This window comes from Streptococcus sp. HMSC078D09, from assembly GCF_001813675.1.
In the GTDB taxonomy this organism is placed as follows: Bacteria; Bacillota; Bacilli; order Lactobacillales; family Streptococcaceae; genus Streptococcus.
In genome coordinates this window covers 118878-132929 of sequence record NZ_KV813678.1, presented here as the reverse complement: position 1 = coordinate 132929, position 14052 = coordinate 118878, and the positions used below count along the sequence as shown (strand labels likewise).

The following is a 14052-nucleotide window of genomic DNA, read 5'->3' as shown; positions in this document are numbered from 1 at the left end:
AACATGGTACTTACCAGTAGAGTTCTTGTGGTCGCTTGCTTTGACAGATACCTTGTAATCTCCGTTCGCTTGACGAGTTGCTTCATACCAGCGGAGATCATCCTGTCCGTCCTTATCAGACCAGGTTGGTACTTGCACAGTCTGCACACCTTTAGGGCTGTAGACATCTTTGATGATGACGTCAAAGGTTCCTGTATCCTTGTTGTTGTTTTGGATCAAGATTGTACCAGAGCGGCGGGCTTGACGCACTTCTGTCGTGGTTTCTGTTATGTAGCTTCGTTGGTTATTTTGATCTACATAATAAACATGGACATTGTATTTCCCATCTTCATTTTTATGGTCTGAAGCTTTGATGGTCGCACGATAGCTGCCATCACTTTGACGGACTGCTTTGTGCCATACTAGATCATCAGGCCCGTTCGAATCCGACCAGGTTGGGATCAGAACTTCTTTCAAACCATTTGGTGCAACAACATTACGAATAACCGCGTCAAAGGTACCTGTTACGGTATTGTTGTTCTCAATTGTAACAGTACCACTTGGTTTGACTTCATGTACTTCTGTCTTAGTCTCTGTAATGTAGTTACGTTGATTATTTTGATCTACATAGTAAATATGAATATTAAATTCACCTGTGTCATTTTTATGATCAGATGCTTTGATGGTCGCACGATAGCTGCCATCATCTTGACGTTCTGCTTTATGCCAAACTAAATCGTCCTGACCGTTTTTGTTAGACCAGGTAGGAACTAGAACCTCTTTCAAACCATATGGGGCAACTACATTGCGAATAACTGCATCAAAGGTACCTGTCTCTGAATTTTTGTTCTCAATTGTAACAGTACCACTTGGTTTGACCTGGTGAACCTCAACTACTTTTTCAGTCAGATAAAAACGATTATTTGAATCATCTACAATGTAGGCGTCAGCACGGTAATTCCCAGTAGAATTCTTATGATCATTCGCTTTTATAGTCACACGATAAGAACCATCTGCTTGACGTGTTGCCTTATGCCATACAAGGTCATCCTGGCCATTTTCAAGACTCCATGATGGAACTAAAACTTCTTTTAGACCAGTTGGTGCAACAATATTGCTAACAACCGCATCAAAGGTACCTGCTACTGGGTTGTTGTTTTCAATCGTCAGAACTCCACTTGGTCGAACATAATCAACCGAAACCACTCGTTCGGCGATATAGTGGGGGTTACCAGAGTTGTCAACAATATAAGCATCTGCACGGTAGTTTCCTTTATTCCACTTATGCTCACTCGCTTTTATAGTTACTCGATAGCTACCATCCGTTTGCTTCGTCGCCTTATGCCAGATAAGATCGTCTTGGCCATTTTCTAGACTCCATGATGGCACCAAAACCTCTTTCACACCCCCTGGAGATGTGATATTACTAACAACTGCATCAAAGGTACCTGTAGTTTGATCACTGTTTTCAATTGAGAGAGTACCACTTGGTTTCTGTACATGTTCTGTCGGTAAACTATTATTTTCTGTTTCTACCACTCGTGCGCGTGCGCCGTATGGAGCGCGACTAGCTACCACAGCAGTTGTTGGTTGCTCTGATGGAACCTTCTCGCTAGTAACCTCGTCAGAAGATGGAGTCGGTGTAACAGGTGTTGCCACTGTTGCAACGGTATTTTCTATCTGAACTGCTTGATCAGTTCCTACCACATTAGCTGTAGTATTCTGCGTTTCTGATGAAGTCGTTGTTTTTGCAACGACAGCTGATGTATTTTCTGGTGTTTGATCGGACGCACCTTGCTCATCGGCTTTGGCTTGTTGTGTTGAAAAGGCCAACAAAACAGCTGTCCCTGCGTAAAAAATAAGATCTTTCTTTTTCATGTATCTTCCCTTACAAATTTTTATACGGATTGTACCCACATAGTAGTATTATAGCATAAACTGCCGGATCAAGAAACAATATCATGAGAAGATTTTATCCCTCCTTTAAAGAAAACAGAAGGCCAAGTCGGCCTTCTGTTTAGCTTATGCAAAAATTGAGAAGAAAGGTGCTCCGAGCTTGTTATCCATCGGGTCTTTACTCTTAATGGAATGAAGATAATTGATAGAGTACCAGCCGTTGTTGCCACTATTATATGGATCGCGTACATAGGTTCTTCCATTGTCATAACCATGCAAGACCAATTCATGAGTATAAGGATCGCTAGTAAATTGGCTATTGCCTACCGCAGCAAGTACATGCTTGCCAGCCATGAGGGCTTCTGCAATGCCTCCAGCTCCATTAATCAATTGGCTCTTCAAGCCCCAATTACGAGTGGCAGCTACAATCCCATCAGAATCTGTTCCTGCTTCACCTTTGTTGAATGAATCAGTATTGTTGTAGAGATAATCAGCTACTGTTGTTGGCAAAATAGTTCTGCCAAGGATATCTGTGAAGGTCATGGCAAGAGAGGTTGGCACACAACCTGACTGATCGACATTGCTCACACCGTAATATTTCCCAGCCCAACGAGGATCCCGTTGAGAATAATAGGTTGTTTGTGGGTTCACCTTTTGATTTCGTGGAGACAAGGCTGTTTGACCAAGGTTAAAGCCTTCAACACCACCATCTTTGTAGTCCACATAGACGTGTGTAGTATAGTTACCCACTTCATTACCGTGATTATTGGCAGAGACTGTGATCTCTGTGTGCATACCTGTCGGCGTTGCGGAATACCAGTAAAGATTTTCTTGATGAGCTTTGGACCAGGCAGCAACACGGATGTTCTTAATCTGACGACCTTGAGGAGCTTGATCCACAGCTACTGTATAAGTCCCGTTCGTTGCATTGACATTCTTGATAGCAGCTTGCGTCTTGGTCGTCGCATTTCGGAACTCCACGTCTGTAGTCGTGGTACCAATACCAATCCGAGAACCATCATTTTGAATGTAGTAAAGGTGAACATGGTACTTACCAGTAGAGTTCTTGTGATCGCTCGCTTTGACGGATACCTTGTAGTCCCCGTTCGCTTGGCGAGCCGCTTCATACCAGCGGAGATCATCCTGTCCTTCCTTATCAGACCAAGTTGGGACTTGCACAGTTCGCACCCCTTTAGGACTGTAGACATCCTTGATGATGACGTCAAAGTTGCCTGTGTCTTTATTGTTATTGACAACCGAAATGATTCCCGTTGGATTATCATGTTTAACGGTTACAACTGTTTCAGTAACAAAATGACGGTTGTTATCATTATCAACAATATAAAGGTCTGCACGATAGTTCCCTAGTGAGTTTTTATGATCACTTGCTTTAATCGTCACTCGATAACTACCATCAGATTGACGATTTGCCTTGTGCCATACAAGATCATCCTGTCCATTTTCTAGACTCCATGATGGAACTAAGATTTCCTTTATACCAGTCGGTGCAACCACATTACGAATAACCGCATCAAAACTACCAGTAGAAACATTATTGTTTTCGATCGTTAATGAAGCAGTTGGACGTGATTGACGAACGTCAACTACTTTTTCAGAAATATAATGACGATTATTGGAATCATCTACGATGTAAGCATCAGCACGGTAATTGCCAGTTGAATCCTTATGATCACTCGCTTTAATAGTCACACGATAAGAACCATCCGCTTGACGCGTTGCCTTGTGCCAAATGAGGTCATCTTGGCCACCAACCAAACTCCATGATGGAACTAGAACTTCTTTTAGACCTGTCGGTGCAACAATATTACTAACAACAGCATCAAAGGTACCTGCTACTGGGTTATTGTTTTCAATCGTCAGAACTCCACTCGGTCGAACGTAATCAACCGAAACTACTTTTTCAGCAATATAATGACGATTGTTAGAGTTGTCAACGATGTAAGCATCGGCACGATAGTTTCCTTTATTGCCCTTATGCTCACTTGCCTTAATCGTTACGCGATAGCTACCATCAGTTTGCTTAGTTGCCTTGTGCCAGATAAGATCATCTTGTCCATTTTCTAGACTCCATGATGGGACTAAAACTTCTTTCACACCTAGTGGTGCTGTGATATTAGTGATCACAGCGTCGAAAGTTCCTGATTTAGCATTATTGTTTTCAATAATAAAACTTGCTTTAGGTTTTAACTGCTCAGGTGTCTTACCAATGAATACTTGAGTCGAAGTTCCGCCAACACCCGTCAATTGTCCATTGTTCTGAACATAGTAAAGATGGACATTGTAAAGACCGGTTGAGTTTTTATGGTCCGCTGCTTTTACATTAACAGTATAGGTTCCGTTTGCTTGACGGTTGGCTGTATACCAAACAAGGTCATCTTGACCACCTGTTTCTGACCAGATCGGTACAGAAACACTTCGAACTCCATTTGGTGCCTTGACATTTGAGATGACAACATCAAAGCGTCCCGCCATAGTATCGTTATTGACAATGTCAATCTTCCCACTTAAGCTGCCTTCTGTTGGATCCGCTGCAGGTTTTGCGTTCGCTGTGAAGCGACCGGTATAATCCACACTGTGGTCAAAGAGGTGTTTTCCTGGAAGCAATTCCGCTTGAGAAGTGAACTGCCAGGCGCCAGCTTTCCCATTGTAACGCAAGCTTTTCGCATCGTTTACAGACAGTTTTGGAGAAGGGTATTGCGCAACCCAGAAATTCTGAAGACCAAATTGAGCGGTGTTGACAGGACCTTTCTTGCGAAGGTTGTTTTCATCCAACCAGCTAGCACTGGTGTAGAACATCAAGTTGGTGTAGCCATTTTTACGCATTTCGTCCGCCCAGGCTTGGGTGTTGCGGTTAATGTTTGCCTGCATCTTGGCATCCTCAAAGTCATTGACCATGAGGGTGTTCTTTGGAAGATTCAAGCGTTGCGCCTCTGCAATGTAGAATCGCGCTTCTGCACGCGCTGCTTCCTCAGAAGTGTAGCGTGAAAAGTGGTAGGTCGATACTTGCAGACCCGCAGCTTGTGCATTACGAATTTGGTTCTCCGCATTCGGGTTCTTGTACCAAGTGTCTTCTGTCAATTTGACAACGACACCGCCCACACCTTTATTAGCTAGGGTACGGTAGTCTCCAATACTAATGTCTCCGTTATGGCTACTCACATCAACGAATGATTTTGGCTGAACCGCTACATCTGTTGAGCGACCAGCTGGAGCGTGAGCGCCTGTGTTAAAGAAGGTCGTGCTTCCTGTGTCAGACGGAAGAGGAGTTTCTTCTTTCTCAGTAGTCGATGCTTCTACCGCTTTCTCTACAGATGTGGTTCCACTTTCTGAAGCCGCGGCCTTGTTCACAGGTGCTACAGGCTGTTCGGTAACATTTGCTGGTGCTGCATAGTTGCTTGCGACAGGTGCTACCGACTTTTCAGCAACGACTACTTCTGGCGCTTTTTCAGCTTGGACTTGGTTGCCTTCAGTAGTAGCAGCCTCGTTTGAAACCAGCTCATCTGCACTGACTCCCTGAGCAGATACAGCCATCAAGACTGCCGCTCCGGCATAAAAAATAAGATCTTTCTTTTTCATATAAACTTCCCTTTATACAAATTTTATACTTTAATCATTTTACCACACGGTTTCAGCGATGAAAAGTTTTATAAGGCAAATTTTTAAAATTAGTGATATTTTTTTGAAAAACTAAAAAAAGAAGTCCGTCTGACTTCTTTTGATCTTATGCTAAATGCTTTAAGGCTGTCTTCAAGTAGTGACCATCTCGGATTTCCTGACCAACACGTTTGGCATTGTCCACCAAATCTTGGTAATCGGCATCTGAAAGATTGTCGATTGTCTCCTTCAAGTCATGAAGAGACTCTACTGCAATCCCACAGCCCTTCTCAAGCACAAAGTGAGACAAGGCTGACTGTTTACACACCACCAGCGGGAAGCCCGATGCTAGATAAAGCGACGCCTTGTGAGAGTTGTTGTAGCGGAGGTATTCTCCAAAAAAGCCACTACAGGTCTCAACGCTATCTCCATCCCAGACCAGACCAAAACCGCCCTCAAGGGCTGCAGGAAGCTCATCCGGTAGGAAGGAGCCAAAGTAAGTTTCATTCTCTAAAGCTCTACTCTCATCAAAACCAACACCATAGAGATTATAGGCAGGTTCTGCAGGAAGAGCATAGAGATAACCAGCTTTTTCCTGGGCCAAATTACCTGCCACAATGATCGGCTGGTTTTTTGTTTGGCCACTCTTTTCTCGAAAATCTGGAATCAAATAGTCAAAAATACCAAGGCTGACAATCTTATCTTCTGCAACCCCTTTATCCACTAAGACAGATTTCATAACCGGGTTATGAGCAATAATTCCTGTAACACTACGGAACGTATCACTTTCAGTTAGTTTCATCCGTAACTTCATCCTAAATGGTAAGGTTTTATCATTCACAAAACGAAGTGTTTCCAAATCATGAACTAAAAAATAGACATCCGTACCCCTGTTTTTAAGTTTTTTTAGTAAATGGTTAAGAAATAAAGAATGATGTAACAAAGGAAATTGAATTATGATCTCATCATTTTTCTTCAGGTCTTTGAAAGCCCTAAAGAGAGCTCTATATTTATGAATCTGTGCCCTAAGAACATTCATTTGATACCAGTCATCCACCAAAACTTTCAAAGGAGAATAACCTAATTTATTTAAAATTGCTTCAACGTCATTACGCGCTTTATTTCCCGCATTTTTAGCATTATTGTCGTGTAAAAATTCTTCTTTTAAATAGTATTTCATCTTTTACTTCTCATTTTTCATACGCTGATTTTTTAGGATAATATTCATTTAAGATTTGCTTGAAATGAATGAGGTTCTCTTCCCTAAAATCACCATCATCATTGACACAAAGCAGTTTTTTACGCCTATCTTTAAAGATAGATTCGAGCTTATCCACTTGATTTAAACCAATTGTTTCTCCGAAATTTTTAGACATAGGATAAAACTGATTACTTTCAATTTGCCAGTGAGAACAGATGTATTGATTGACATCCACCCCATAGTCTCTAATTTGATTTCGCGATGTTCTACCCAAAGTTTCACCTTCAATGTCCCACAAACGGGACAAAGTACTCTTCTTCATCGGTACAGGCAAATGCTGATTCACATAGCCCGTCGGTCCCCAAGGCAAGAGTAACAAGTTTTTCAAAACCAAGGAACCATAACGAAAATTAAAGAATTTCCAAGGTGAAGATTTCAAAGCCTTCTTATTAGGAAAATGACGATAGATTAATTCAACATTATTGTGATAAGTATTCGTAAATGGTGACCAAGGAACTAAAGCATCATAAACTGCTAAAAGCTTAGGTTGCCCATTCTTATAAAAATCGGAAGGCTGAGTATCCTTTATCATGAACATATCATCATTGAAGTAGATAAAATGTTCTGATAAGCCCTCAATACGATGAATATTCAGCTCGATTGCTGACGAATTATAGGAAGGAAGGTAAGCTTCAGGCATAAATTCCCTATGAGTAATCAACTTAAGTTTTGGATGCTCCAAATTTAACCAGTCAGGCTTTTGCCCGTTGGTAATTAGATAAACATTATTCACCCAAGGAGCATGCTTCTCAATCATACGAAACCAAAAATGCAAGGTCCCGTAATCACGGTATCTTTGATCGCCATCAATATCCTGATTTGTAAAAGCAACTTTACCAGTAACAGCCTGTTTCTCACGGATAAACTCTGGGTCACTTCCATCTACCCAGAGAACAACGATATCAATTTTTTCTTGTGTCATTTAGTAATTTCTTTCTCAACGACTTCCAGAGCACGCTCAATGACCACGTGCATATCGTAGTATTTATAGTCTGCTAACCGTCCACAGAAGATGACCTTGTCATTTTTAGCGGCTTCTTCTTGGTATTTAGCAAACATGGCATTGTTCTTTTCATCATTGATTGGGTAGTATGGTTCATCTCCACGTTTCCAATCAGCTGGGTATTCACGTGTGATCACCGTCTTCGGTTGAGTCCCATACTCGAAATGCTTGTGCTCAATGATCCGAGTATAAGGAATTTCACGCTCGGTGTAGTTGACCACAGCATTACCCTGATGATTTTCCTCATCCAAGACTTCGTGTTCAAAACGCAAACTACGATACTCCAATTCACCGTGTTTGTAGTCAAAGTACTGGTCAATCATTCCTGTAAAGACAACCTTTTCAGCTGAAGCTTCTAGCTCTTCACGATTGGCAAAGAAATCAACTCCAAGTTCTACTTCTACATCACCAAGCATGTTTTCAATGATGACGTTGTATCCACCAATTGGAATCCCTTGGTAACGGTCATTAAAGTAGTTGTTATCAAAGGTCAAACGAACTGGAAGACGTTTGATGATAAATGGAGGTAGGTCTGTGGCAGAACGGCCCCATTGTTTTTCTGTATAGCCCTTGATCAACTTTTCATAGATATCTGGACCAATCAATTTGATGGCTTGTTCTTCCAAGTTTTTCGGTTCAACATCCTTCATGTCAGCCGTTTGCTCCGCAATCTTGTCCTTAACTTCTTGAGGAGTCTTAGTTCCCCACATAGCGTAGAAGGTATTCATATTGAAAGGAAGGTTGTAGAGGCTCCCCTTGTAGTTAGCCACCGGTGAGTTGATATAGTTGTTGAATTCAGCGAACTTGTTGACATAGTCCCACACTTTTTTGTTGGACGTATGGAAAATGTGGGCACCATACTTATGGACGTTGATGCCTTCAACCTCCTCGCAGTAGATATTTCCACCGATGTGATCACGCTTGTCAATCACTTTTACTTTTTTACCACGTTTTGTAGCTTCATGTGCGAAAATGGCTCCAGACAAACCAGCACCAACAATCAGATAATCGTACATAGTAGACTCCATTATTTCTTAAATATTTGTTTCAATTCTTTCACATCTACCACTCTCAGCGATAGAATTGCAATCAGATAAATGATCCCACCAAGCACCGCATACACGAGTACATTCAGAGTAGGGGTGAAATGTAGGAATGGTTTTACAAGTAGCAAGAGGCCATACATCACAGCAGATGCAAACATAATTTTTGTCATAGATCCGATAATTGGAACTTCCTTGAGGTAATAACGGGTATAGTACAGTTGAATTAGCCATACCAAGGATTCTGTTAAGACGGATACAATGGCTGCACCGATAAAACCAAAATGAGGTAAGAAGAGCACATTCAACCCGACACTGACGATAGCAGGAATCGTGGTCGACAGCATAAATTCTTTGTTCTTATCATGCGGGATGAGAATTTGAATCCCCATGATATTGGTCCATCCGATAAAGAACATACGGAAGATCATGATAGCGATGGCATAGCGAGCATCTTGGAAATCTTTTCCCAAGAAAAATTGAACAAAGTCATCGTTGACAATGAGCATACCTGCAATAATTGGGAAAATCACCAAATTATAAACCAAAAAGGACATTTGGTGCATCTTATTAACCGCCTTGTGGTCTCCAGACGACAAGAGACTTGATACACGGGGTAACATAACGCTTCCCAGAGACGTCACCAAGGTCAATAGGATATTGACCAATTTCAAGGCTTGATCATAGATCCCCACATCCTTTGTAGAGGCAAGAGCCCCCAGCATGGTCCGATCCAAGGTGACATAGAGGGAAATGGCAATCTGCGGTAAAAAGAGCAGAATGACTGGCTTCAAATGCACCCGTGCATAGGCCATATCAAAACGGGCTTTCCCAATAAATTCACGGGCAGGTAGCCACATACTAAGCTGACCTAAGAGCTCAAAAATAGTGAGTAAGAATACATAGAGATAAATATCATTGGCAGATTTGACAAACAAGAAGATGGAGATGACTCCAACCAGTTTGACCGTGATATTTCGAACGGTAATCTTGCGAAAGTCTTCCAATCCCTGAAAGAGCCAGGAGATATCGAGTCCCTTCGCAACTAAACTGAGCCCCAAAATATAGGCCACAGGATTTTGCATGGATGGAAGCATCAAGCAAAACAAAGCATAAAGGAGGAGAGAAACAGCTGTCGCTCCCAACTGGAGGGTATAGATCCCCCAGAAATTCTTTTGGATATCTTTGCGGTGTCCTGAAATCTCTTTGGTCCCATAGTTAGCCACCCCTAAAGTCGCTAAAAGAATAAAGTAGGTGACAATGGAGTTGAAATAGCCGTAAGTTCCTAAATCTTCAGAACTAAATACCCGAGTGACATATGGGGTAGTGATAATCGGTAGGATAATCACCAGTAGCTGGTAGGAAAGATTATAGGCGTAATTTTTAAGAACTTTCATGATCATTCAATTCTATCTTTTATTTTGTATTGAGCTGGCACAAGACTAGCAAAAAGTGTAAAAATAAAAATATTATATCCTGGTCTTATCCAAAAAGCTTCTATCATACAATTAATTGTAATAAGCGATAATAAAGCTAAGAATAGAAACATACCCTGTTTATAAATTCTCTTTGATGCAAGTACATAAATCAATACCAGTAAAACAACAGGAACAACTCCGTAGTAAAATAACATTTGAATATAAGAGGAATCTACATAGTTATAACTGTATACAGATTCTGTTGTGCCACCATATCCTATAAACTTAACCCCGGTTGCTCCAAACAAATGTAAGCCATAGGTCTCTATTGCATTCTTCCCTAAAAATAACCTCATACTGAATAAGTTGTTCAAATTCACAAATAATGAAGAAGACCAGGTAAAGAAATACGATAAGTAAAACATTAAGAAAGAAAATATAGCTGCAAAATAAGGTAGGATCCCATAAATTTTAAATTTTCTTTCTTTAGTAACATACATGACAATAAAAATGACAGTTGCTACAAGTACAGAAAGGGCATTTAACCTAGCATCACAAAATTTGATGATAAAAAATGCTAAACTAATGCCTACCAAGGTTCGTAGTATAATGAACCGTTTCCGTAGTACATATCCCCAAGCAATAAATAAATAAAAACAGTGAGACGCAAAGTCAGTTGGATAAATGAAACCAAAGGAATTTCTAATCACAAAGCCAGACGAACGGACCTGAGCAAATTGTAAATTAGGAATAACTCCCAGAATTGAAAGTAAGAAAACTCCGAACACTATCGTTCCTGACACAATAACGTATGTTTTTAAGATAACATCAATATCTGCATCATATAATAACAAAATCAACAATGAATAAAGTAGGAAATTAGTCCCACCCGTATGCATGAATACGATAGAACTTGTTAGTAGTAATAAAATAGCGGTTAAGATATAAAAGAACGTGAATTTTTTTATATACAAAAATCTAAAACATAATAATAATGAAAAACTGATTAATAAAATAACCGGAAGGTTTGGGATTATTCTGTTTAACATTGTTGTCATAAGAGTATCGTACCCAACAATGAGAGTCAATACTAGAATAACCAAAAGGTTCTCAAACTTAATTTTTAACATAATACCTTTTTACTCTTAATAAAATAGCTACACCTATTTAAAAGCAATTTTACGTAAAATTGGATTCATTTTCATTTTTTCAATAAAGATGACTGTCCGAAATTTTTTTTTGGCGAGAAGATCAATACTCAATCTTCTAAGAAAAGAAGAAATATCTCGCTGTCTTAATAAGGTCTTATAAGACCCTATCATTTGATTCCTATTTCCTGAAAAAATATTATCAAAAGCTTTATTAGTAATTATAGATTGCAGTAATTCTATCTTTTCTCTCCTTCTCGCATTTAAATTAGAAATTTGAAAGGCTGCACTTACAATGATTTTTGTCTTAATTTCTTGAATTAATGTGGCATCTTCTATTTGGAACTTCTCAAGTAATTTTTGCAATGCTTGAAGTTCATCTAATTGTATTTCGATTCTTCTAGGATGAAAACTGGTCAATGCTGAACCGCTTCTACCAGCAATATAATTATAAAGAGTCGATTCAATAAAAAGGATGTTATCTAAATATCGATAAACTTGAAAATTGAATGAAGTATCCTCTCCTATTGGTTTACTAGGAAACTTAATATCGTGTTTTAAAATAAATGACTTGTTATAGATTCTTGACCAAACATTATACATCATATCAGTTTTGAATAACTCTATAAATTCATTTCTAAATTCATTCTTTCCAAGAAGACCACAATGCGTATACAAATGAGGGCGACAAGACAAAATAGTGTCCTTATTTTCTTTAATTTCATTGTAGCCAAAACAAAGAACATCCCATTTATCATTGAGGTTAGGAAAAATTTTTTCAAAGAAATCCTCAGATACAAAGTCGTCTGGATCCATAAAAAATAAATAATTACCCCTTGATAAAGAAATACCTAGGTTCCTGGCTTCTGATACTCCGTTATTTTCAATATGCCTAACACAAACATTAGAAAAATTATTTTGGTACTCATCGCAAATCGCACCACTATTATCACTTGAACCGTCATCAATTAACACAATTTCATAATTGATTGATGACGATTGCTTAAGTATGGAATCTAGGGCTCTTTTTAAATAACCTTCAACATTAAATACTGGAACAATAATACTCAAATCTATATTATTCATTACTCTTCATCCTTAATTTATGACGAATAAATTCTAGTGTCCATTTTTCTTTTTTTAATTTCTTTAACATTGTTGATTTAATATATTCCCAATAGAATTTATTTCTTGTCACCTCTACTAGCTCTTGCTTAGAAATTTTCTCTCCAATAACTAATTGATTTGGTATAACATAAAATGAATCGACTAATTTAAACTCAGGACATTTAATCATCCTCTTTTGGAAATGTGCATACAGAGGACGTTTAACCACTATATCACCATCGATTAAATTTATCGATTCCAAACCATTTTCCTCTGACCAAAAATAATAGCGTTTCGGTTCATTTTCGCCATATTCCCGAAATGAGAAATGACTAATATCAATATCATCAAATAACTTATCTTGCAGTTGTTTGAACTGACATTTTTCAAAAAGCTTTTGGATACCTTCTGCCTCATCAAAAATAAAATTTTGTTCACTCGTATAGACATTGTGATAATCTAATCGATAGTTTAAACCTTGACCAGACATAAAAACACGATTAACTTCACTTGAATTCTTAAAAATTTGCAGATGACCTAAAAGACCATATCTAGCATAGTCATTCTCAAAAAAGCTATGCTCTTCAAAAAATTGATAAATATCACCTAGTAAGACATCTGTGTCACAAAAACCCCAGTAATCATAACCCTTTAACTCTTCTTCAAAGATAAGCCCATAAGCAACTTTATAGTCACATAATTTATAAGGTGTTTTAAGAGAGATTTTAAAATCAAACTTAGACTGAACTCTCTCTCTTAACTCATCAAAAGAAAGAGTTACAAATTCTATATTTTTTGCATTTAAAATTTCAAATTGGTCAATCTTTTGATCCGTATAAATTAAGAAATCAATTTTTTGATTACGTTTAGCGGTCAACAAAAAATATGGGAAAAATTTTGGAAGTCTTCCGAAATATGGAATAATAAGTCTTATTCTTTTCATTTAGTTAGATCCTCTCCACCCTTATTCAGCCAAGTGACAGCATCAAAATAGCGGTGGTACGTTTTCAGATCAATGCCAACGTGTCCTTGCTTTTCAGCTGATTTAAAATGAACTAATGAAGGCAAGTCACTATAATTCTTTGAAGAGAAAATCACCTTACTCTTATATGGAAGCTCTTCAAACTCTTTCATCAGCTCATAAGTACAAGCATCATTGTCATTGAACTTGAAATACAAATTATCCCAATGCATTCTCTTCAAACGGCGGTTCCATTTTTGAGTTGCTTCTTCTTCATCTGCATAATGCAAAAAATGAAGTTCAATATCATCAAGAATTGCAAGAGGGTAGGCGTTATCAAAGTCTTTGATATATTTCGATTCCTGAACAAATTTCAAGGGGATGTTTCCACTCAAATAGTGTTTTAAATTCTTGAGCATCTTGATATAATCAGGCGAAAAGACAAACATCCCTACAAATGGTGTTTGATAAGGCAAGCCCAACTCCTGATATACTTTTCCAGCCCAACAATTATCACAAATGATCGTAAAATTTTTATTCTTGAGTCTTCGTCTAGGAATAAAGTTAATAATTGGATAAATGATTGGTTTTAATTTATTCTTAATTTTTTCAGTATTCATT

General features: G+C 38.7%; 10 protein-coding genes. All 10 read right to left on the bottom strand.

From position 1 onward, the window contains the following. A partial coding sequence (locus HMPREF2926_RS10075; RefSeq protein ID WP_070587764.1) for a GBS Bsp-like repeat-containing protein occupies positions 1 to 1857 on the bottom strand: 1857 nt, incomplete at its 3' end. 144 nt (positions 1858 to 2001) lie between these two features. Continuing rightward, on the bottom strand, positions 2002 to 5472 hold the full coding sequence (locus tag HMPREF2926_RS10070; RefSeq protein WP_070587761.1) for a GBS Bsp-like repeat-containing protein: 3471 nt from the start codon (positions 5470 to 5472) through the stop codon (positions 2002 to 2004). A gap of 145 nt (positions 5473 to 5617) precedes the next feature. Then, positions 5618 to 6670: a glycosyltransferase gene (locus HMPREF2926_RS10065; RefSeq protein ID WP_070587760.1), complete on the bottom strand. Its 1053-nt coding sequence runs from the start codon at positions 6668 to 6670 to the stop codon at positions 5618 to 5620. Positions 6671 to 6680: 10 nt separating this feature from the next. Beyond that, positions 6681 to 7673: a stealth family protein gene (locus tag HMPREF2926_RS10060; RefSeq protein ID WP_070587758.1), complete on the bottom strand. Its 993-nt coding sequence runs from the start codon at positions 7671 to 7673 to the stop codon at positions 6681 to 6683. Continuing rightward, positions 7670 to 8770 (bottom strand): UDP-galactopyranose mutase, encoded by a 1101-nt coding sequence (gene glf / locus HMPREF2926_RS10055; protein WP_070587755.1) that lies wholly within the window; start codon positions 8768 to 8770, stop codon positions 7670 to 7672. The genes HMPREF2926_RS10060 and glf overlap by 4 nt, the downstream gene beginning before the upstream one ends. A gap of 11 nt (positions 8771 to 8781) precedes the next feature. Beyond that, on the bottom strand, positions 8782 to 10194 hold the full coding sequence (locus tag HMPREF2926_RS10050) for a flippase (RefSeq protein ID WP_070587863.1): 1413 nt from the start codon (positions 10192 to 10194) through the stop codon (positions 8782 to 8784). Between the two features lie 2 nt (positions 10195 to 10196). Next, entirely contained in the window at positions 10197 to 11345 is a 1149-nt protein-coding gene (locus tag HMPREF2926_RS10045; protein ID WP_070506036.1) for a polysaccharide polymerase, read from the bottom strand. Positions 11346 to 11378: 33 nt separating this feature from the next. Beyond that, positions 11379 to 12449: a glycosyltransferase family 2 protein gene (locus tag HMPREF2926_RS10040; RefSeq protein ID WP_070587753.1), complete on the bottom strand. Its 1071-nt coding sequence runs from the start codon at positions 12447 to 12449 to the stop codon at positions 11379 to 11381. Next, on the bottom strand, positions 12442 to 13413 hold the full coding sequence (locus HMPREF2926_RS10035) for a DUF6625 family protein (RefSeq protein WP_070587749.1): 972 nt from the start codon (positions 13411 to 13413) through the stop codon (positions 12442 to 12444). The genes HMPREF2926_RS10040 and HMPREF2926_RS10035 overlap by 8 nt, the downstream gene beginning before the upstream one ends. Beyond that, positions 13410 to 14051, bottom strand: a complete 642-nt coding sequence (locus HMPREF2926_RS10030) for a DUF1919 domain-containing protein (RefSeq protein ID WP_070506030.1) — start codon at positions 14049 to 14051, stop codon at positions 13410 to 13412. The genes HMPREF2926_RS10035 and HMPREF2926_RS10030 overlap by 4 nt, the downstream gene beginning before the upstream one ends. Position 14052 lies beyond the last annotated feature (1 nt).

What these genes read in the sequence shown, in the direction of transcription:
- HMPREF2926_RS10040 (WP_070587753.1), bottom strand. Translation starts at nt 12,449, where the DNA reads ATGAATAATATAGATTTGAGTATTATTGTTCCAGTATTTAATGTTGAA.
- HMPREF2926_RS10060 (WP_070587758.1), bottom strand. Translation starts at nt 7,673, where the DNA reads ATGACACAAGAAAAAATTGATATCGTTGTTCTCTGGGTAGATGGAAGT.
- HMPREF2926_RS10030 (WP_070506030.1), bottom strand. Translation starts at nt 14,051, where the DNA reads ATGAATACTGAAAAAATTAAGAATAAATTAAAACCAATCATTTATCCA.
- HMPREF2926_RS10045 (WP_070506036.1), bottom strand. Translation starts at nt 11,345, where the DNA reads ATGTTAAAAATTAAGTTTGAGAACCTTTTGGTTATTCTAGTATTGACT.
- HMPREF2926_RS10070 (WP_070587761.1), bottom strand. Translation starts at nt 5,472, where the DNA reads ATGAAAAAGAAAGATCTTATTTTTTATGCCGGAGCGGCAGTCTTGATG.
- glf (WP_070587755.1), bottom strand. Translation starts at nt 8,770, where the DNA reads ATGTACGATTATCTGATTGTTGGTGCTGGTTTGTCTGGAGCCATTTTC.
- HMPREF2926_RS10065 (WP_070587760.1), bottom strand. Translation starts at nt 6,670, where the DNA reads ATGAAATACTATTTAAAAGAAGAATTTTTACACGACAATAATGCTAAA.
- HMPREF2926_RS10035 (WP_070587749.1), bottom strand. Translation starts at nt 13,413, where the DNA reads ATGAAAAGAATAAGACTTATTATTCCATATTTCGGAAGACTTCCAAAA.
- HMPREF2926_RS10050 (WP_070587863.1), bottom strand. Translation starts at nt 10,194, where the DNA reads ATGAAAGTTCTTAAAAATTACGCCTATAATCTTTCCTACCAGCTACTG.